17 protein-coding genes and 2 riboswitches are annotated in these 20,454 nt (G+C 62.7%); of the genes, 6 read left to right on the top strand and 11 right to left on the bottom strand.

Annotation, left to right across the window (positions count from 1 at the left end):
* Positions 1 to 11 precede the first annotated feature (11 nt).
* The 9 genes from fdhD to ACFX4T_RS23110 all read right to left on the bottom strand — a co-directional run bounded on the left by fdhD (position 12) and on the right by ACFX4T_RS23110 (position 10,277).
* The gene (gene fdhD / locus ACFX4T_RS23150; protein WP_377654471.1) at positions 12 to 878 is read right to left on the bottom strand and encodes a formate dehydrogenase accessory sulfurtransferase FdhD; all 867 of its coding nucleotides are present in this window, start codon (positions 876 to 878) and stop codon (positions 12 to 14) included.
* A 1-nt stretch (position 879) separates the two neighbouring features.
* Positions 880 to 3,189, bottom strand: coding sequence for an FdhF/YdeP family oxidoreductase (locus ACFX4T_RS23145; protein ID WP_377654469.1), 2,310 nt, complete (start codon positions 3,187 to 3,189; stop codon positions 880 to 882).
* 57 nt (positions 3,190 to 3,246) lie between these two features.
* Positions 3,247 to 4,590, bottom strand: coding sequence for a molybdopterin molybdotransferase MoeA (locus ACFX4T_RS23140; protein WP_216926049.1), 1,344 nt, complete (start codon positions 4,588 to 4,590; stop codon positions 3,247 to 3,249).
* Entirely contained in the window at positions 4,587 to 5,525 is a 939-nt protein-coding gene (locus ACFX4T_RS23135) for an NTP transferase domain-containing protein (RefSeq protein ID WP_377654466.1), read from the bottom strand. The genes ACFX4T_RS23140 and ACFX4T_RS23135 overlap by 4 nt, the downstream gene beginning before the upstream one ends.
* Positions 5,526 to 5,567: 42 nt before the next feature.
* On the bottom strand, positions 5,568 to 6,068 hold the full coding sequence (locus ACFX4T_RS23130; protein ID WP_216926047.1) for an HNH endonuclease: 501 nt from the start codon (positions 6,066 to 6,068) through the stop codon (positions 5,568 to 5,570).
* Positions 6,069 to 6,422: 354 nt separating this feature from the next.
* On the bottom strand, positions 6,423 to 7,175 hold the full coding sequence (locus tag ACFX4T_RS23125) for an NlpC/P60 family protein (protein ID WP_216926046.1): 753 nt from the start codon (positions 7,173 to 7,175) through the stop codon (positions 6,423 to 6,425).
* Positions 7,176 to 7,273: 98 nt separating this feature from the next.
* Complete coding sequence (locus ACFX4T_RS23120) at positions 7,274 to 7,945, bottom strand: C40 family peptidase (RefSeq protein ID WP_254186631.1); 672 nt, start codon at positions 7,943 to 7,945, stop codon at positions 7,274 to 7,276.
* A 61-nt stretch (positions 7,946 to 8,006) separates the two neighbouring features.
* A riboswitch (cyclic di-AMP (ydaO/yuaA leader) is annotated at positions 8,007 to 8,177 on the bottom strand.
* A gap of 138 nt (positions 8,178 to 8,315) precedes the next feature.
* Entirely contained in the window at positions 8,316 to 9,146 is an 831-nt protein-coding gene (locus ACFX4T_RS23115; protein WP_216926044.1) for a M23 family metallopeptidase, read from the bottom strand.
* 4 nt (positions 9,147 to 9,150) lie between these two features.
* A riboswitch (cyclic di-AMP (ydaO/yuaA leader) is annotated at positions 9,151 to 9,392 on the bottom strand.
* A gap of 189 nt (positions 9,393 to 9,581) precedes the next feature.
* On the bottom strand, positions 9,582 to 10,277 hold the full coding sequence (locus ACFX4T_RS23110) for a metal-dependent transcriptional regulator (protein WP_216926043.1): 696 nt from the start codon (positions 10,275 to 10,277) through the stop codon (positions 9,582 to 9,584).
* A 303-nt stretch (positions 10,278 to 10,580) separates the two neighbouring features.
* On the opposite strand from ACFX4T_RS23110, the gene serC reads away from it, so the two are divergent.
* On the top strand, positions 10,581 to 11,711 hold the full coding sequence (serC, locus tag ACFX4T_RS23105; RefSeq protein WP_377654463.1) for a phosphoserine transaminase: 1,131 nt from the start codon (positions 10,581 to 10,583) through the stop codon (positions 11,709 to 11,711).
* 84 nt (positions 11,712 to 11,795) lie between these two features.
* Here the strand turns inward: serC and ACFX4T_RS23100 are convergent, their stop codons facing one another.
* Entirely contained in the window at positions 11,796 to 12,428 is a 633-nt protein-coding gene (locus ACFX4T_RS23100; protein WP_377654461.1) for a DUF3027 domain-containing protein, read from the bottom strand.
* 8 nt (positions 12,429 to 12,436) lie between these two features.
* The gene (locus ACFX4T_RS23095; RefSeq protein WP_216926040.1) at positions 12,437 to 12,820 is read right to left on the bottom strand and encodes a cold-shock protein; all 384 of its coding nucleotides are present in this window, start codon (positions 12,818 to 12,820) and stop codon (positions 12,437 to 12,439) included.
* A gap of 326 nt (positions 12,821 to 13,146) precedes the next feature.
* Here ACFX4T_RS23095 and ACFX4T_RS23090 point away from each other — a divergent pair, with 326 nt between their 5' ends.
* The 5 genes from ACFX4T_RS23090 to ACFX4T_RS23070 all read left to right on the top strand — a co-directional run bounded on the left by ACFX4T_RS23090 (position 13,147) and on the right by ACFX4T_RS23070 (position 20,429).
* Positions 13,147 to 13,362 carry a hypothetical protein gene (locus tag ACFX4T_RS23090; protein ID WP_377654459.1) on the top strand — a complete coding sequence of 72 codons (216 nt, stop codon included), beginning with the start codon at positions 13,147 to 13,149 and terminating at the stop codon, positions 13,360 to 13,362.
* Between the two features lie 87 nt (positions 13,363 to 13,449).
* Entirely contained in the window at positions 13,450 to 15,921 is a 2,472-nt protein-coding gene (locus ACFX4T_RS23085; protein ID WP_223948084.1) for a helicase-associated domain-containing protein, read from the top strand.
* Between the two features lie 10 nt (positions 15,922 to 15,931).
* Entirely contained in the window at positions 15,932 to 17,590 is a 1,659-nt protein-coding gene (locus tag ACFX4T_RS23080; protein WP_216926037.1) for a DNA repair helicase XPB, read from the top strand.
* A gap of 187 nt (positions 17,591 to 17,777) precedes the next feature.
* Entirely contained in the window at positions 17,778 to 18,251 is a 474-nt protein-coding gene (locus tag ACFX4T_RS23075; RefSeq protein WP_216926036.1) for a hypothetical protein, read from the top strand.
* Positions 18,252 to 18,263: 12 nt separating this feature from the next.
* Complete coding sequence (locus tag ACFX4T_RS23070; RefSeq protein ID WP_377654457.1) at positions 18,264 to 20,429, top strand: multicopper oxidase family protein; 2,166 nt, start codon at positions 18,264 to 18,266, stop codon at positions 20,427 to 20,429.
* The last annotated feature ends 25 nt before the right edge of the window (positions 20,430 to 20,454 follow it).

Below are 20,454 nucleotides of genomic sequence, written 5' to 3'. Positions count from 1 at the left end.
GAATGGGGCCCTCAGCCCGCCTCCACCCCTACGATCCTGTCCCTCCCTGCGTAGACATTCAGGCTCGCACCGCGGCTGAAGCCCACCAACGTGATACCCGTTTCGTCCGCGAGCTCTGCCGCCAGGCTTGACGGAGCGCTGACGGCCGCAAGGACAGGAATGCCCGCCATGGCCGCTTTCTGGACGAGCTCGAAAGATGCCCGGCCGGATACCTGAAGAACTGTTCCTTTCAGGGGCAGCTTGCCTGCCCGCAAAGCCCAACCCACCACTTTGTCCACGGCGTTGTGGCGACCAACGTCTTCCCGCAGGCACAGCAGCTCGGAAGTACCGTCGTCGTGAATCCTGAAAAGGCCGGCGGCATGGACGCCACCTGTTTTGGCGAAGACAGCCTGCGCCTCACGCAACCGGTCCGGGAGGGCAGCCAGCGCCTTTACGGGGACCGTGACGTCATCATCCTGGGGACTGTGATGCGAGGACTTCCGGACGGCGTCGATCGAGTCAGTGCCGCAAATGCCGCAGGAGCTCGAAGTGTAGACGTTACGGCCGGTGTCCGGACGTTCGACGTCGGGTCGCAGCTGTGCGTCCACGACATTGAAAGTCTGTACGCCGTTCTCGTCCTCCCCTGCGCAGAAACGCTCCGAGACCAGTTGCCCCGGCTCCCAGATGATGCCCTCCGAGACAAGGAACCCGGCCACCAGATCGAAGTCGTCGCCAGGGGTCCGCATGGTCACAGAGAACGACATATCGCCAAGACGGATCTCCAAGGGTTCCTCGACAGCGAGGACGTCTTCCTTGTATCGGACAGGGTGTTCCAGGGCCTGGGGCGATCCGTCCAGAACGAACTTATGAAGCTTTCGGCGCTGGGTCACACGTCCCATGTCAGGATCCGCTCTCCTCTGGGTGCTTGACGAACCGTACAGTCATGGCCTTGTAACCGGGTGTGTTGGATTCGCGGGCCACAAGCTCCCGGTGCACCAGGGCGTTGGCCTCCGGGAAGTATGCGGCAGCGCAGCCCTTGGCCGTGGGGTATGCGATCAGCCGGAACTTGTTGGCTCGCCGCTCCGTGCCGGCAAAGGTGGAAATGACGTCCACCAGGTCACGGTCCTTGAATCCCAGGCCAGCGAGGTCTTCCTCGTGGACCAGGATCACCCTGCGGGCATCCGAGACCCCGCGGTAGCGGTCATCAAGGCCGTAGAACGTGGTGTTGTATTGGTCGTGGCTGCGCACCGTCTGAAGGATCAAATGGCCCTCTGGAGCTTCGAGGTACTCAAGCGGACTTACCGAGAACCGTGCTTTGCCGATGTCAGTGGCGAACGTACGGGTATCCCGTGGCGGGTTCGGGAGGACAAAACCGTTCTTCGTCCGGACCCTGGCGTTGAAGTCCTCGAACCCCGGGATAACACGTGAGATGTGGTCCCGGATCACGTCATAGTCCTCTGCCATGGCGCGCCAGTCCACGCCGTGGTCATCCCCGAGTGTCGCTTGCGCCATGCGGGCCACGATGACGGGTTCGCTCAGGAGGTGCTCTGAGATCGGAGCCAGCCTGCCCTGCGTCTTGTGGATGACCGACATCGAGTCCTCTACGGAGAGGAACTGCTTGCCCTTGGGGTGTTTGTCGTCAGTGTCCGTACGTCCCAGCGTGGGCAGGATCAGTGATGTCTTCCCGTGCACCACGTGGGCCCGGTTCGGTTTGGTTGAGATGTGGACGGTCAGCCCCGCGGTCTTGAGTCCGGCTTCCAAAGCTGCTGTGTCAGAACCGGCTGCAGCAAAGTTGCCGCCCATGGATACGAAGACATCCACGTCCCCCTTTTCCAGGGCGTGCTGGGTTTCCACGGAGTCGTATCCGTGATCGCGCGGCATCCGGAATCCGAACTCCCTGTCCAGCGCGGCAAGGAACGGTTCACGTGGCTTCTCCCAGATGCCCATGGTGCGGTCGCCCTGGACGTTCGAGTGGCCACGTACGGGGCAGGCGCCGGCTCCGCGCTTGCCGAAGTTTCCCTGGAGCAGGAGCAGGTTGATGATCTCCTTCAGGGTGTCCACCGAGTGCGGCTGCTGGGTCAGGCCAAGCGCCCAGCAAATAATGGTTGCCTTGGATTTGGCCATCAGTCCGGCCACAGTGACGATTTCCTCGCGCGACAAGCCCGTTGCGCGCTCCGTTTCCTCCCAGTCCAGCTGGGACCGTGCCTTCGCGTACGCTTCAAAGCCCTCAGTCTGTTTCCCGATGAAGGACTTGTCCACCACAGTCCCCGGATTCCGCTTCTCCTCCTCCAGGAGCAGGTGGCCCAGTGCCTGGAACAGGGCAAGGTCGCCACCGACCTTGATCTTGAGGAACTCGTCAGCGATGGTTGTTCCGCCGCCGATCACGCCGTTGAGTGACTGGGGGTCCTTGAAGTTCAGCAGCCCGGCTTCCGGAAGGGGGTTCACGGCAACGATCTTTCCGCCGTTGTTCTTGCAATCCCGCAACGCGGACAGCATACGGGGGTGGTTGGTGCCGGGATTCTGTCCCACCACGAACACCAGTTCGGCGTGGTGGATGTCTTCCAGCGAAACGGTTCCCTTCCCGATGCCGATGGTCGGGTTCAGCGCGCTGCCCGAGGATTCGTGGCACATGTTGGAGCAGTCCGGCAGGTTGTTGGTGCCCAGGCTGCGGGCGAACAACTGGTACATGAACGCAGTCTCATTGGCCGTCCGGCCGGAGGTGTAGAAAACACAGCGATCCGGCGTGGTGGCATTGATATGCTGCCCGATCAAGGCGAAGGCATCAGTCCAACTGATCGGGGAATAGTGGGTATCCCCCGGCTTTAGGACTACAGGCTCGGAGATCCGGCCTTGGCTCCCCAACCAGTACTCGGTCTTGTCTTCAAGATCGGCGATGGAATGTTCAGCCCAGAAATCGGCCCCCACCGTCCGGGTGGTGCTTTCCTCGGCGATGGCCTTGGCGCCGTTCTCACAGAATTCCGCGGGACTGCGGCGTCCCGTGATGGATTCTGGCCAGGCGCAGCCCGGGCAATCAAAGCCGTCATGCTGGTTAACCCTGAGCATTGAGCGGACCGTGCGGGCTACTCCTGCCTGGGAGTAGCCCCTTTCCAGGGCGACAGTGACAGCTTTGAGGCCTGCCGCAGCCTTCTTGGGCGGTTGGATTTGCAGGTCATCTTCATTGATGTCCTGTTCGGGAGCATGCCTGTTCATGAGTCCATCATTGCAAGCCGGGGCACCCGGTTACCACCTGCGTCCAGCCCGGGAGCCTCAGGCTTCCAGCGCACTCCAGTCAACGGGACCGGAAGGAGCCTTCTTTTGTTGCCGCGCTGGCGCCTTGCGTTGTTTTCCTTCAGCCGATTTGGGCGAGGGCAAAGGCCTACCCCATGGCAGGGGAAATGCCGGAACCAATTCGCCCATTTGAACGCCGTGCGGCGGCACTACCATGACGCCATCTGCTCCTGCCAGCCCGCGCATCATCCCGGGTCCTGCATGCTGCGCTGGCGAAGCCAATCCGTAGACCAGTTTGAAGGGCATCAGACGCGTGCGACCCGGATCGGCGTCGATCATTGAACCGCTGGGAACCTCGCCGACTTCCTCCAGCTTCCCGTGGCCGAGTGCTGCGAGGAGCGGGCCTCCCACCGTGAACAACGCCATCATGGCGGCCAATGGATTCCCGGGCAGGCCCAGGACGAAGCGCCCGTCCGGAAGCTCCGCCAACACGGCCGGGTGCCCGGGGCGCATGGCAATGCCATCAATCAGCAGCCGGCCGCCCAGTTCAGCCACGGCTCTCCTGAAGTGGTCCGTCCCCGAGCGTCCGGTCCCGCCGGTACTAATAACGACGTCGGCCGGCGGCTCCGCTGCGGCATATGGTTCTGCGGGTTCAGGCTCGGTGTCCTGCAAAGCCGCAAGCCAGTCGTCGTAGTTGTCGCCTACCTTAAGTTGCTCCCCGGCAATGCCACCCAGGAGTTCGACGACGGCGCCAAGCTGAGGTCCGAAGGTGTCACGCACCTTGCCCGGTACGGGAACGCCCTGCGTCACCACTTCCGCGCCGGTCAGGAGGAATCGCACCAAGGGTTTCCCCAGGACCTCGAGCTCATCCAGGCCGGCCAAGGCGGCCAAGGCAATGTGCGCAGGATTCAGCATGGTTCCGGCTTTGAGCAGCACGTCCCCTTCTGCAGCTTCTTCGGCAGCCTTGCGGATGTGCTGGCCATTGCGTGGCTCCCCCGGCTTCGCGGCCCCGCCGAGCGCAAGTATCGGAAGGCCGTCGTCGTCGGTGGTGATAACGCCGCTTTCGGTGCGCAGAACAGCCTTGCCGCCTGGCGGAATGAGGCCCCCGGTAACGATGGGACTGGCCTGGTGTGGAGCGAGTCTGTGGCCGGGCTCAACAAGAATCCATGGACCCGTTCCGTTGACGGCCCAGCCGTCCATGGCGGAGGACGCATAGTGCGGCATGTCCTGTATGGCGACCGCATCCGAGGCAAGCGTCCTTCCCAAGGCGGCCTTGAGCGGCACGGGGCTTGGCGGGATAGGAGCAGCGACGTCGAAGGCGCGCTGCCGGGCCTCATGCCATGTGTGTGCCGCGTTGTGGCCCTGTCCGGGGGCCTCGGTCATTCCGTCTCAGTCCCGGGCTCCAGGTATTGCTTGGCAACCTGACGGGCCAGGTCAAGGGCAGCGCTCATGGCGGTATCGTCCGCCGCTTGTCCGATCCCCCTGGCCATACCAGCAGCGTAACCAGCGATGAACGTAGTCAGGGGCGCGGCAGGCCGCACCACGGAGTGCGCGGCAACTCCTGCCACTGCGAGGACATCATTGATGTCCACTTCAACGCCCTCAAGCTCAAATGCCTGCAACAGCGCGCGGCACCAGTCCTCGAGCGTCTCTTCCTGGCTCTTCATGTCCGCCTCCTGCTCGTCGTGTATGCCCAGGGCCGCAGCGTCCTCCCACGTGTCCACATCATCGGTAGACCCATCGGGAACGGTAACGGCCAGCAGGTTCAGCCTAGCAAGCAGCCGGAACACAGAAGAGTTCGTTAACCCCGAAGTTGCAGAAGCTGCGGCAACTTCCCTTTCCAACGCCCGGGTGCTGTAGATCCCCAGGAGAGGCTGTTGCCGGCCATCGGCTGAGACGGCCATGGCGCCTTCCACTTCAGGGTGGCCACGCAATCCTTCCCATAGGGGCCCAATGCCCCTGGAAGCGTGCGGCATGTCGCACGCCAGGACGAGCGTCCACGCCGCTGGGCTGACTGACTGCTGAAGAGCGGCTGCCTGATGAATAGCCGCCGCCTCATGAAGGGCGGCCAGCCCAGCAGCAATCGCAGCGGCAGGGCCCGCGAAGGCCGGCTCCTCCTGGGCGATAAGAACTCCATCAGGCAAGACGCCGACGATACCAGGGGTGTCCGGACCAACCACCACCACACCGGAAGCCCCCCGCGCCGCCTGCAGGGCATGAGAAAGGAGGCTGGCGCCGTCGAACGTTAATCCGGGCTTGGGCACGCCACCGAGGCGGGTGGCCCTGCCACCCGCCAGAATCACAGCGTTGAACTCCATCCGCCCAGATTACCCGGACGGCGGGAGCGCAACAGAAATCGATCAGGCGGCGGATTCCGGCAACAGGAACGGGTCCCAGTCCGGCGCAGGTTTCTCGAGTTCTTTGATCTGCCACATGGTTCCTGTGGGCACGCCAGGTTTGAAACGAAGTTTCCAACCCATCTCGGCGAGCGTGTGGTCACTCTTGGCGTTGTTGCATTTCAAACACGCCGCAACCAGGTTTTCCCAGGAATCCGCGCCGCCCCTGGATTTGGGGTGGACGTGGTCTATGGTGTGGGCTGTTTTCCCGCAATAGGCGCAGCGATGGCCGTCGCGGCGGAGGACCCCGCGGCGGCTCACGGCAGTGATCCTGTTGTACCGGGGCCGGATGTAGCGATTAAGAAGAATCACGGATGGTCTTCCGAGAATCTCCTGTGGCCCGACGACAGGCTCGTCGCCTTCGGCCACCACGCTAGCTTTTCCAGTCAGCACAAGGACCAGCGCCCGGCGGAAGGTTACTACCGCCAGCGGTTCATATCCAGCATTCAGAACGAGTGTGCGCATGCACGTACCTCTTCACGGCCGCACCCGTCAGGGGCACGAGGGCCGGCTGCCCTCTGCTTGTACGGGCTGTGGATCGACAACACAAGGGTAAGCACTTATATGCCGTATCAACGAATTTTTCCGCCGTTTCGCCTGCGGTGTTGGCGAAAGTTCATGTGCGGGACACTTTTGCTGAGGACGCGGAAGTTCGCTAGAGCCACCCAAACGGGCCGGCGACACCTATATTTGGGCGTCACCAGCCCGTCTGAGTGGCAGCGACGTAAATGGGTGTCACCACGAGGTTGAGTCGCCGCGATAGTTAAAGCAGAACACCCCGCCGGCCTGCGCCTGCGGGGTGTTCTGTGGAGTATTTGATCAGCCGTTGACGCGGATGAAAACCGGGCCGGAGCCAACGTTCACGCTGAACAGTGCCGTGGTGGATCCGTTCCATCCACCGTGGACTGCCATGCCGTTGCCGACGTAAACAGCGATGTGCGCCATTCCGCCGAAGCCACCGTTGGCATAGTAAGCAAGGTCGCCGGGCTGGGCTTCAGCTGCACTGACCGTGCGGCCGAGGGAGAGGTAGCCGGCCGGCCAATCGTGGAAGTGAATACCGACTGCGGCCAGCGAGTTGGTCACCAGCATGGTGCAGTCCTGCGTGACGCCGAGCTGTGCGTAGGCCGCTGCAGCGATAGCCGCACCGAGGCCGCTGGATGCAGCAGGCGCCTTGGCTGCAGACGCATCCGAGTTGACCGCCAAAGTAGCGGTGCCACCGGCTGCCGGAGCTTCCTTGGCTGCGGCCTTCTCGACGACGGGAGCCGGGGCTTCCACAGTCTTGACCACAGGGCGCTCGTAGGAGATGGCAACGCTGGAATCGGCAGCAATGGTGGCCTGGGCAACCGACTGCACGTCAAGCGCAGACGCAGATGTAGATTCCCGCTGGACGTTGGTGTCGGCAGCATTTGCAGCAACGCCGCTGGTCAGGACAAGGCCCGATGCAGCTGCGATCACTGCTGCCTGACGGCCAACGCCACCGGCGTTGTCGCTGACAGCCTTGGCGATGACGGCAAGTGAGCTGGTCTTGGGGGCCTCAGCTCGATGCCGTGCAACCTTGTGTGCACTGGTCATGATTACTCTCTTTTCGTATCCGCGCACGCTGGGATCGCACGCGGGTAATGGGCTGCCAGCACTTGGGGGGCATGCTGGCTTACCCCGAATGGGATTTTCTAGCGGAGGGTGTAGAACGAGGATGTGCCGGTGGAAGCCACGGAGTGCAGAAGCGTGCCCTGGCTGGGGTTCAAAGCGCTGATCATCATGCCGTTGCCGACGTAGATGCCCACGTGGGCTCCACCGTTCTGCACGACGAGGTCGCCGGGGGAAGGGGTGCTGGTGGGCGTCATGATCGTCCAGGCATTGACGCGGGGGATGCTGATGCCGGCCTGGGCGTAAACCCACTGGGTGAATCCGGAGCAGTCCCAGCCGTTGGGGGAAGTGCCGCCCCAAACGTAGGGGTGGCCGATGCCGGTGTAAGCAATTGCTGCAAGTCCTGAGGCCGCGGCGCTTGAAGCGGCATCCTTGGCGCTGGAGGACAGGGAAGCGAGGGTGCCGTTCGCTTGGCCTTCGGTTGCCGTGCGCTGGGATGCCCGCTGAACCTTGGGAGCTTCCTTGGTAGCCACAACGGGGCTTTCGAAGGAAACCGTTGCGGTGGGCTCCGCGGTAACAACTGCGGTGGCGACCAGCTGCTGGGTGCTGGAGGATTCTGACTTGGAGACGTCGGTGTCAGCGGCCTGGGCCGGGAGTCCAACGCTGAGAACGAGCCCCGAGGCTGCGGCCAGAACGGCAGCTTGGCGGCCTACGGTGCCTGCATTGGTTGAGACAGCCTTGGAAAGGGTGTTCAACGGGTTCGTGCGAACCAATTCGGCGCGATGGCGCGCAGGGGTAGTGCGTGATGACACGAAGGTAGCCTCTCCCAATGCCTGCGAGGTGAGCTGTCGGATTCGGATGGGAGTCATCCGGCCGCGCCGCTTCAAGGAAGCTTTTGCGACTTAACCCCAAGGTCTTCTGACTCGAAGACCAAAATTGGTTCCCCCGCCCCTGCCAGACGATTTTTGCGAACGGACCTTGAGTGGTGGCAGAGCTAGGCAATCCACTCAAGTGCATCGGCCCCCTAAAAAGCCGATGCGCTTTAGACGGTACAACAGATGTTCGTGAATGTCACATTCAGGTCACGGGGCGTGTCATGAATGCGATAGACAACCATCAACTTGCTTACAGCCAGCCCATGGGATCTACGACTTCGCCGTTTACCTGGACCTCGAAGTGCAGATGGCAGCCGGTAGATGCTCCTGTGGTGCCGCTCAGCGCGACGGTATCGCCGCGGCTGACAGTCTGCCCCACCTTGACATTGAAGGACGACAGGTGGTTATACGTGGTCTCAAGGCCGTTGCCGTGATCAATCACGACCCGGTTGCCTCCGCCGTACTCATGCCACCCGGCGAACGTGACCTTGCCCGCAGCTGCGGCGTGAACAGCGGTGCCGCACTGGGCTACGAAGTCCTGGCCACGGTGGAAGTCGCCAGTGCCGCCGGTAAGGGGGCTGACACGGTAGCCAAACGGCGATGCCGTGACCAGCTTGTCCAGCGGACTTCCCAAGGTGCCAAGTGAGGAGGCGCGCTGTATGCTTCCCGCTGACTGGGCGCTCAACAACTGCTTGAGCTTGCCGTCCGGGTCAGCGGCGGTAGCGACTGCTGCACGACTGAAATCGATTTTGGCAGAGGCTGCTGCAGAAACTTCGGGCTGACTGCCACCGGGCACGGAGAGGGCCGACTCGGCCTGGCCGGACTCGGACGTGGCCATGACGGGGCTTGTGGCAGGCAGGCCTACAGTCAGGGCAAGTCCGGTGGCGGCAAGCGCGACACCGGCCTTCTGCCCGACACCACTGGCTGCGGCGAAGTCGGCTACCTGGCGCAACGGGCTCTTACGGCGGCGCACCTGACGCGGGGTGTCGCGTGGCCGGATCTCCATTGCGGCGCGGGCTGGCCGCAGCTCAGCAGCGGGGCCGGACGCGCGGCGGCGGCCCCTGACGTTCTGCGATGTCAAACTCTGTTCCTCTCTGGAAAGCCTGCGAAGTTAGCTGTCGGATTCGGGTCAGAGAGTTCAAAGACCCGGTCCGCACGAAGCGCAAACGGCACACAGGTGTCCCCGGAAGGACTTGCGTTAGTAGGCACTTCTGCTGCGGACTTCACCCCAAGGCTGCTTCTTTAGGCAGCCGCTTGTGGTTCCCCCGCCTCTGCCAGTAGTTGATGACACACCCGATCTGCTGGCAGAGCTCGGCTCCAGATCAGGTAACGCTTTGGTATCGGCGCTAGTAGATAACTATAGGCGATTAAAGCCCGCAGTAATAAATTCGTTATCTTTCCAAACGACCGTGTTGTGGGTGTCCCCATATCATCAGTCGCGGAAATCCGCAGGTCACGCGCGTGCCAGCCATCCCAAAGTGAGGTTTGACACCCCCGCGGTCCGGGAAAGTCAGAGTCAGTTGACGGCCACGAAGACGTGCGCAGCTACCTCGGGAGGCAGCTCCAGTGCTCCTTCAATGCCAGGAACGCGGACGGAGATGTACTCCCCCACCCGCTCCAAGGAGACACTCGCGCCGGGACGAATTCCGCCTTCATCGAGCTGGGTGAGGAGCTCGGGCTCAACCTGGATGGGTTCAGCAAGCCGGCTGACCACTACACGGGAATCGGCAGCGTACCCGTCCATCGCATGCAGCAGGTTCACGTCCAGGCGGGCAAGGGGCTGGTTGGCGAGACCGCCAAGGGCTTCCAAACCCGGGATGGGGTTGCCATACGGTGACTCGGTGGGGTGTTCCAACAATTCATAGAGCCGCCGCTCCACCCGTTCACTCATGACGTGCTCCCAGCGACATGCTTCGTCATGAACGTACGCCCAGTCCAGACCAATGACGTCCGCCAGGAGCCTCTCGGCAAGGCGGTGCTTCCGCATGACTTCGGTTGCCCGCTTGCGCCCAACTTCGGTCAGCTCCAGATGGCGGTCGTTGGACACAATCACCAGGCCATCGCGCTCCATGCGTCCAATGGTCTGGGAAACCGTGGGACCCGAGTGCCGCAGACGCTCCGCAATGCGTGCTCGAAGAGCCACGATGTTCTCTTCTTCAAGCTCCAAAATGGTCCGAAGATACATCTCAGTGGTATCGATCAGATCCGTCATCCAGCTCAGCTCTCCTCGAACGCATTTCTTGCGTAATCTCCACCGTACCGCGTCCCAGCCAAGGTGGACGGTGTCCAACCGACACCTCAGGAACGTAACCCCAGCCTAGCTTATTTGGAATTACTCTGGATAATTTTTCCCTTGGCCGCAATGCCTGTGGTGCTCCGGCATTCCACGTGGCGGACTATGACAACCGCAGATTCCTGACGGTGGGTCCGGTCAGGCAGAATGAGGGAGTCGAAGGGGCAGCCGATGCCACCTGCCCACCTCCCCCTCTCTAACCGATACCCATTGGAGCCACACGTGAGCGACAACAGCATCACTATTCCCGCCGACCTGCTGCCCAAGGACGGACGCTTCGGCGCGGGACCGTCCAAGGTCCGCCCGGAACAGGTCCAGGCCTTGTCTGCCGCATCGACCACCATTCTTGGCACGTCCCACCGTCAGGCGCCGGTCAAAAACCTGGTGGGTTCGGTCCGCGAAGGGCTCAGCCAGTTCTTCCGTGCACCTGAGGGCTACGAGGTTGTCCTCGGCGTCGGCGGTTCCACTGCTTTCTGGGATGTAGCGGCTTTTGGGCTGGTTGAGAAAAAGGCCCAGCACCTGTCCTTCGGTGAGTTCGGTTCCAAGTTTGCCGCGGCCACCAACAAAGCCCCCTTCCTGGACGCATCCTCCATCATCAAGTCCGAGCCCGGCACGCGGCCGGTCTCCCAGGCGGAGGCTGGCGTTGACGTCTATGCCTGGCCCCAGAACGAGACATCAACTGGTGTTGCAGCCCCCGTCAAGCGCGTCGAGGGCGCCGACTCTGGTTCGCTCGTCCTGGTGGACGCTACCTCGGCCGCCGGCGGGCTGGACGTGGACGTCGCCGAATCGGATGTCTACTACTTCGCCCCGCAGAAGAACTTTGCCTCCGACGGCGGCCTGTGGCTGGGCCTGTTCTCCCCCGCGGCGTTGGAGCGCGCCGCCCGGATCAAGGCCAGCGACCGCTGGATTCCGGACTTCCTGGACCTGCAGACCGCTATCGACAACTCCAAACTGAACCAGACGTACAACACACCTTCGCTGTCCACGCTTGTGACTTTGGACGCGCAGGTACAGTGGCTCAACAGCAATGGTGGACTGGACTTCGCCACTAAGCGCACAGCAGACTCTGCCAGCCGCATCTACTCCTGGGCCGAGGCTTCCGAGTACGCCACACCGTTCGTCGCGAAGGCTGAGGACCGCTCCAACGTCATCGCCACCATCGACTTCGATGACTCCATCGATGCTGCGGCAATCGCCAAGATCCTGCGTGCCAACGGCGTCGTGGACACCGAGCCGTACCGCAAGCTTGGGCGAAACCAGCTTCGTATTGCCACTTTCGTCGCTATCGAACCGGACGACGTCTCAGCCCTGCTCGCCAGCATCGACTACGTCGTGGGCGAACTCAAGAAATAAAACTGAAGAAGTAACTGCCGCGGAATTCCACGCAAGGGCAGGAAACGGCGCCGTCCCGGTTCTTACCGGACGGCGCCGCTGCCGTTAATCGCCCAGGCGGGCGTCGTCATCGTCATCGTCATCGTCAGTTTCGGGATCGGATGCTTCGGCGGCGTCGTCTTCATCAGCCTGCACTGATTCCTCGGACACTTCCTCTACCGTCTCCTCCACCAACGGAGTCTCGTCTTCCGGACGGACACGCTTTGCCCACGGGACCCATTCCGGGGCCAGGATGGAATCGTCAGAGGGCAAGAGGCCGAGCTCGCTCACTGTGACGATCTTTGAACGGGAATTGCGCGTGATCACGGCATACCACTGCCACCCGCCGTATCCCGCTAGCTTCGACTCGAACAAGTGCGTGACCACGCGGTCGCCCTCGGACTTTGCGCCTACGTGGGCACCTACCTCGCCGGGGCTCGCGATAGTCTCCACCGCTTCCCGCGCGGCGTCGACGGCGGCGGCCAGGAACGCATCCGGCTTGCCAGTGCGCCACACAGGGATGCCGGCCCGCGGCTTCGCTGCGACCGGCTTCCGCGCAGGGGTGTCGCTGTTTTCAGGGGCTTGCCCGATGACAGGACTTCCCCCGGTGACAGGGACGTCGGCGGCGGAAGTGACGGCCTCAGGGTTGGCCTGCGCGTCCCTTCCGGCCTGTGTATCCTGTGCGGATTCCGAAGTCATGGCGGTTCCTAGGCTTCCAGCTCGTCGGCAACCTTGCGCAGCGCCATACCGATGGCCTTGGCCTTGTTGCCTTCCGGGTACTTACCGGAAGACAAAGTACCGGACAAGTTATCCAGCACGGTCACGAGGTCCTGCACCAAAGGCGCAAGGTCCTTGGCGTTCATGCGTTTGGCCTTGGCGATGGAGGGCGTCTTGTCCAGGACCCGAAGGCCCAATGCCTGGGCACCGCGACGGCCATCGGCCACGCCAAATTCCACACGCGTACCGGCTTTGAGCTCGGTTACGCCTGCGGGCAGTGATGTCTTGGGCAGGAATACTTCCTGACCGTCCTCAGCCGCGAGGAATCCGAAGCCTTTTTCCTTGTCATACCACTTGACCTTGCCGGTGGGCACGTAATCAACCTTCTTCGTTCTTGCTTTGGAGACACGTCGCACCGCCACCGCATCCGCAGGGATTTGCGGGATCGAGGGAGGACAGCACGGTCCGTGTTGGTCTATTACTTCAAGGTTATCCTGCCGGACCACCTATTCATGCTTTGCCGCCGCTTTGCGGCGCCTTTGCTTCACCCTTGCAGCGCCTTTTGCCCCAGGACTTGCTGCACCTTTCACTCAGGCGTTGCTGCACCTTTCCTGCACCCTGACTGCACACCGGCCCGGATGGAGACCGCCCAGTAGCCAACAGCTCTGGTTCGTGTGGCCCTGCTGCTAGCGTTAGGCGCATGACTTCCCCGGGTTACCGCCGCCCCCTCATGATCGTTGCCGCCGTGATCGCCATCCTCTCCTTGGCTGCAGTGGGCGCGGTCATGGCCATCGCCTTCAACGGCGGAGTGGCGCCGGTGTGGATCACGTCCACCGCCCTTTATGGGCTGCCGGTTGCCTTCATGCTTGCCGTAATCCTGGTTTTGGATGCCGTCCGTCAACGGCGCCGGCAATAGCGATTCAAGCGCCGTCAATAACGAATCAACCGGGCCGGCTTTACCTGGGCCACGCACGAGTGGCCCGGTGGCGGTAACGTTGGATTGATGTCCCTAATTCGCGCGCTCAGCAAGGAACTGGAAGCGCGCAGCGACAATTCGCTGCGGGCCTTGTTTGCCGCGCGACCTGACCTGATTTCTCCCATGGCCCCGGACTTCGCTGCCTTGGCGGCCAGGGCAAGTGCGCGAGTAAGCGTGCAACGCGTGTTGGAGCGCCTCACGAAGCCCGAAATGCAGGTTCTGGAAACTCTCCACCTGTGCACGAATGCCGATACTGGCCACAGTGTTTCCGCCGCCGGACTCAAGAAGGTCATTGCCGGTTCCACTCTCTCTGCGCTGGAACCCATTCTCGCCAAACTCCAGGAGTTGGCGCTGATCCACCGGGCCGATCCGCCAGCGGCATCAAATTCACAGCCAAATTCCCGGCAACGGTTCTACCTTCCAGTTGGAAGCCTGAAGGATGTGATCGGCATCTATCCGGCAGGCTTGGGCCGAAGCTACACCGAGTTGGTGAGGTTGCAGCCGGCTTTCGCCCAACGCGTGGTCCAGCTCGTAGCCGAGCTCCATCACTGCGGCCTGGACATCCACCCCGCCAGCACGCCCATGGACGCCGCCTTGTCCCTACAGCGCTGGACGTCGAGTCCAGAGACCGTGCGCGCGATTCTGGCCACGGCGCCCGAGAGGACCCTCGGCTTGCTGGACAAGTTCGGCAGCTGGGCCATGGGCGCGGTCCCCCAAGCTCAACGACGGGCCTCCGTGACCCACGAAAGCGCCGACGTCGGGCCTGTCGACTGGCTGCTGGCCCGCGGCCTGTTGGTTCCCTTGGACGCCGGCCACGTCGAATTGCCGCACAGTGTCGGCATCGCCCTTCGCGGTGGTGCGATCATTGACGACTTCACCCTGAGCCCTCCGGTTCCGGAACTGGGTCACACGAGTGCTGCCCTCCGGCGCAATGCCGCGATGGGCGCCATCGCCGAGACACTACGGCTCACCAGCGAGGTGCTGTTCTCAGTCCGCGAGCAGCCATTGGCAACCCTCCGGAGCGGCGGCGTGGGCGTGCGTGAGCTGCGGCGCCTTGCAGAATCCATCCGGTGCGGCGTCCACGAAACTGCCCTCCTGCTTGAGTTCTGCGCACTGGCCGGCCTTGTGCGGCTGGACGTTGACAGTTCCACGTGGATCCAGCCGCCATCGTTGGAATGGCTCTCCCTGCCACGACAGGAACAGTGGCTGTGGCTGGTGAACGCCTGGTTAGCCAGCGAGCGGGCACCCTCCATGGTGGGCCAGCCCCTCCCGGGGTCGACCTCCGGGTCGCCATCCCATCCAGGTTCGGCCGGCAGCACCATCAATGCATTGTCCGCGGAGGCACAAAGGCCCGATGCTCCAGTGGTCCGGCGCAGGATTCTGGAGATCCTCAATGAACTGACGGTTGAGGCGGCCGCTCCGGATGGCAAAGCACCTGTCCTGGACGCGCGCGCGGTGCTGCAACGTGCTGAATGGACGCAGCCCCGGATGTCCCGCCGGTTCAGCTCCCTGGTGAGGGGGATCCTGGAAGAAGCCACTTTGCTGGGCTTGATGGGGTCCGGGGCCTTCACACAGTTGGGGTCTGCCATCGCGCTCGGCCATCCGGAGGAGGCGATGACCCTCCTCGGCGAACACCTGCCCGCCGCTGTCAACCACATCCTCCTTCAAGCGGACCTCACAGCCGTGGCACCCGGTTACCTTGCGCCCGAGCTCAGCGAAACGCTGCTGCTCATGGCTGACGCCGAAGGCCAGGGCCCGGCGTCGATCTACCGTTTTTCCACGGCAAGTATCCGCAGGGCCCTCGACGCCGGCCAGGATGCGGAATCGCTGCTGGCGTTCCTCCGCGAGCATTCAGCCACCGACGTGCCGCAACCGCTCGCGTACCTGGTGCAGGACACAGCCTCCCGACACGGACGTTTGCGGATCGGTTCCAGTGCCAGCTTCATCCAAAGCGACGACGAATCGGCCATCACTGACCTGTTGCAGGAGGCCCGCACGTCTGCGCTGAGCCTGGTTCGGATCGCGCCCACCGTGCTGACGTCCTCCGCCAGCCCCAAGGAGACTGCACGTGTGCTTCGCGAGCTGGGACTGTCCCCTGCCGTCCAGGACTCGGAACCCGCCGTCGTGCGCTTTAAGCGGACGGCAGCAGTGCCAGGCAGCGCGCGTCCGGTCTACACGGCACCGCGGACGGCCCCACCGGACGACGACGTCGAAGCTCAACTTTCGGTCCTGCGGCAGCATCGAGCCGTCCCGGCTGATGCGACAGGGGAAGCCTCTACGCAGCTCGGCTTGGAAACGCTTCAGAAAGCCATCCGGCTCAAACAGGCCGTGACCATGAACGTGGTGGACAGCCTGGGGAACGCAAACACCGAAACCGTGGTGCCCGTCTCCGTCTCCGGTGGCCGAGTCAGGGTCTTCGATCCCGGCAAGGAAACCGAACGTGTGCTGTCCATCCACCGGATCATCGATGTAGAACCAGCAGGAGAGCTGCGCAAGTGAGGATTCAAGAGTGACCGACGGTCCACTGATCGTACAAAGCGATAAAACCATTCTGTTGGAAGTCGACCACGAGCTCGCTACAGAAGCCAGGCACGCCATTGCGGCATTTGCTGAACTGGAGCGCGCTCCCGAGCACATGCACAGTTACCGGCTGACGCCTCTTGGGCTCTGGAACGCCCGCGCCGCCGGACTCGACGCCGAGCAGGTGTTGGATACGCTGCTGAAGTACTCCCGCTTCCCGGTCCCGCATGCATTGTTGATCGATATCGAAGAGACCATGTCCCGCTATGGCAGGCTTCGCCTCGAAAAGGATCCACAGCACGGTTTGGTGATGCGTACTGACGACTACCCCGTACTGGAGGAAGTCATCCGCGCCAAGAAGATCGCCCCACTCCTTGGGCCCAGGATCGATGGCGAGACTGTGGTGGTTCATTCCTCGCAGCGAGGCCAGCTCAAGCAGCTGCTCCTCAAGTTGGGATGGCCGGCCGAAGACCTCGCCGGGTATGTCAACGGGCAGCCGCACCTGATCATGCTCGATGAAACGGGCTGGCAGTTGCGCCCTTACCAAAAATTGGCAACCGAGAACTTCTGGGCCGGCGGCAGCGGCGTCGTCGTTCTTCCTTGTGGCGCGGGAAAGACCCTGGTGGGCGCGGCCGCCATGGCGACGTCCTCCACTACAACGCTGATCCTGGTCACCAACACGGTTTCGGCACGTCAGTGGAAGGACGAACTGCTCAAGCGGACGTCCTTGACCGAAGATGAGATCGGCGAATATTCCGGTGCGGTCAAGGAAGTCAGGCCCGTCACCATCGCCACCTACCAGGTACTCACAACCAAGCGCGGTGGACTTTACCCGCACCTTGAACTCGTGGACGGTCATGACTGGGGCTTGATCATCTACGACGAGGTGCACTTGTTGCCCGCCCCGATCTTCCGGATGACGGCGGACCTGCAGGCCCGGCGACGGCTCGGGCTTACGGCCACATTGGTTCGCGAGGATGGCAGGGAGGGCGAGGTCTTCAGCCTGATCGGGCCCAAGCGCTACGACGCTCCATGGAAGGACATCGAAGCACAGGGCTACATCGCACCGGCCGATTGCGTTGAAGTCCGTGTCGATTTACCACGCGACGAGCGCGTGGCCTACGCCATGGCCGACGACGCCGACAAATACCGGCTGTGCGCAACCTCCGAGACAAAGACCCAACTGGTTGAGCAGCTCGTGGCGGCGCACAAGGGTGAGCAATTGCTGGTCATTGGCCAGTACATAGACCAACTGGACGAGATCGCAGAGCGGCTGGATGCTCCCTTGATCAAGGGGGAAACCAGTGTCAAAGCCCGGCAGAAACTTTTTGACGCCTTTCGCAAGGGCGAAATCCAGACGCTCGTGGTGTCCAAGGTTGCCAACTTCTCCATCGACCTCCCGGAAGCTTCAGTAGCCATCCAGGTTTCGGGTTCCTTCGGGTCCCGCCAGGAGGAGGCCCAACGACTGGGACGCCTGCTGAGGCCCAAGCAAGACGGCCGTTCCGCGCGGTTCTACTCCCTCGTTGCCCGCGACACCCTGGATCAGGACTTTGCGGCCAAGCGCCAGCGTTTCCTGGCTGAACAGGGATATGCGTACCGGATCATGGACGCCAAGGATGTGGGCAAGGACGCTGCCACAGACGAATAGCCGTTAGGCCATTGCTATTTATCTCCAGCAATTTTAGGATTCCAAGTGAAGCTCTCCGCCCGTAACGGCTGCCCTTGGTCCAGGCAGCCTGGCGGCCAGTCGTCGGCAGTGGGGGTAGCCCGCAGCCAGGGTGCCGACGATTCGTAGGCCTTGAAGAATCTGTGTCTTTTTTACCAGAGGATTCCCTATGCGTAAGACCCTCCTGGTCCTGTCGGCAATCATCCTGCTATCAGGGCTTGCCCAGCTCTTTTTTGCCGGCTATTTCCATTTCCAAAACAGCATTGAAGCCCAGCACGAAGCGGGCGTCTATCACGTAATGAACGGCCAATACGTGCTGCGCTATTCGGCACTGTTGGCTGTGATTGTCGCGGCTATTGCCAAAGCCGGATCCCGGACTATTTGGCTTGCCGCCGGCATTTTCCTCATGACGTGGGTGCAGCTGTTCATCTTCATCATCGGCGGCATGCTCACCGGATCGTCCGAAGATTTCATCACGCCCTCCGGGTCGTGGGTGGCTGCCATCCACCCCGTCACAGGACTGCTGATCATCTTCATGTCCTACTGGTTGTTCAGGCGTGCCCGTGCGCTTGCACTCAACCCCCAGCCCCTTCCACCCAAGGCAGCAGCATCGGATGCTTCCGCCTCGTCCGCTACGGCGTGACCAGCGGCAGCTGTGAATATTTCACAGCTATTGGCCGTCGACTTGGTGCTGGCCGTCCTTGCCGCCGGCGCCTGGATAGCCGCCGCCTGGATGGCCATTTCTTCTACAGCTGACAAGAGGCCAGCCAAGCCACGCGTTGTCGAGTTGGCACTTCTTCTGTTGGGCTTGGGCGTCGTTGCCACGGCGGCGCGCTACGCCTTGCTCCCCGCTTTGGCGGCGGGCAGTTGGTGGTTTGCCAGCGAACGCACAACCATCAGCCTGCCTCTGACCGCCATCCCCGCGGCTTGGGCCGCGATGGCCGGTGTTCCGTACTTGCTGAGGAGACGGAACACCGGCCCACCACGTTCAAGGGAGCTGCCCGGACGCATTGGCCGAACCCAGGAATGGGCTGTTCTCGCCATAGTGTCGGCCGCGGCTTCGGCTATTGCCTCACTCGCACTGGCCTTCGTCCTCGGCCCGTTCCCCGCCCCGTGGACGCTGGCGGTTCTCTTGTTCCTGGTTGCAGGGACTGTGATGATAGCCAGGCTCGCGCTGTTCCCTCCGTTCCAGCGTTCGCCCGCTCCGCCCGCTCCTCCCGCTCCTGCCGACGGGAGCGTCTCACCCGGCGGGGGGCGCATGGTTCGCAGGCGCATGGTTGGCAGGCGCACGACGGCGGCTGCTGCAGTCGCCGGACTCATGGCCTGCACCGCTTTAGGTTCGGGAGTCTTTGCCTGGCTGGGTAGCCGGTCCGCCGATGGCGCGGTGATTACGGCCGCCGTCGGTCATCACCGAGGTGTCCCCACTGCACCCGTGGTGGCCCCAATTCCGGTAACCAGCCTGCTGGGCGACCTCCCTGACAATGCCGTGGTCCGGCACTATGAACTCACTGCCCGCACGGAACACATAACCTTGCCCTCCGGGGAATCCACTGATGCATGGACCTTCGGAAGCCTCCCCGGGCCGGGCATTGAAGCGCAACTGGGCGAGGTTATGGAAGTTGTGCTTAGGAACCAGGACGTGAGCGCTGGCGTGACTTTGCACTGGCACGGTTACGACGTCCCCAATGCCATGGACGGCGTGGCCGGGGCAACCCAGGACGCCGTCATGCCCGGGCAGTCCATGACCTACCGGTTCCTTGCTGCCCAAGCTGGCACATATTGGTACCACACGCACCAAGACTCGGCCGAAGGTGTCCGCAAGGGCCTCTACGGCACATTCGTCGTGCACAACCCCACACTGCCGCGCGCGGACACTGACATTGTGGTGGCGGGACACGACCTCGGCGGTCTGGGGTTGCTGGGCTCCTCAGACCGTAGCAGTATTCATGAGGCCGCTCCGGGCTCGAGCGTTCGCGTTCGTCTCATCAACACTGATTCCCTGCCACAGCGTTACCTTGTGGACGGAACGGCGTTCAAGGTTGCGGCAGTGGACGGAACGGAGGTGAACCAGCCTCAGGAGGTCACGGGGAAGCTATTAAGGCTTGGAGCCGGAGGAAGGATGGACGTCACGTTCACAATGCCCGAATCCGAGGTGACGCTCCGCTCTGACTCGGCGGCCAGCGCCGTCGTCGTGGTTGCCCCGTCCGGCTCGGGCCCGGCCAGCTCGGCTGGGGAAGGCGCCCATACCGCAGGGAAGGCAGACGACCTTTCGGAGAACGCGGCCGACGTCCCGGAGAAGGCACAGCCGGGCGTCTTTGCGAGGACCCCCGTCCTGGACCTGTTGCACTATGGCGAACCTGTGGCTGGCACACCGGCACCCGCAGAAAATGTCCGGGAGGAAGTACTGGTGTTGGATCGCCAGTTCCGCTTTGTTGACGGAGTTCCGCGCTACGCGTTTACGGTGAACGGCGCAGCCTATCCCTTGGTGCCATCCATTGAGGTGGCCGAAGGGGACACCATAAAAATGACGATCGTGAACCGCACCGCGGAGCCACACCCCATGCATCCGCACGGACACCACGTTCAAGTACTCAGCAGGAACGGCGTTGCCCCAAGTGGATCGCCGCTGATCCTCGACACCGTGGACGTGCTGCCGGGCGACGTATGGGAGCTACTGCTGCACGCGGACAATCCGGGCATCTGGATGGATCACTGCCACAACCTGGACCATGCTGCAGAAGGAATGATGATGATGCTGAAGTACGAAGGCGTGTCGTCTGACTTCGTACACGGCGGCCATGCCCACAACCGGCCTGAATAGGACAGCTGGCGGGGCGGACGTCCGG

It is taken from the genome of Paenarthrobacter sp. YIM B13468 (assembly GCF_042788025.1).
Lineage (GTDB): Bacteria > Actinomycetota > Actinomycetes > Actinomycetales > Micrococcaceae > Arthrobacter > Arthrobacter aromaticivorans.
Note: the sequence above shows the minus strand (reverse complement) of the source record. Positions and strands in the feature narration are given on the sequence as shown.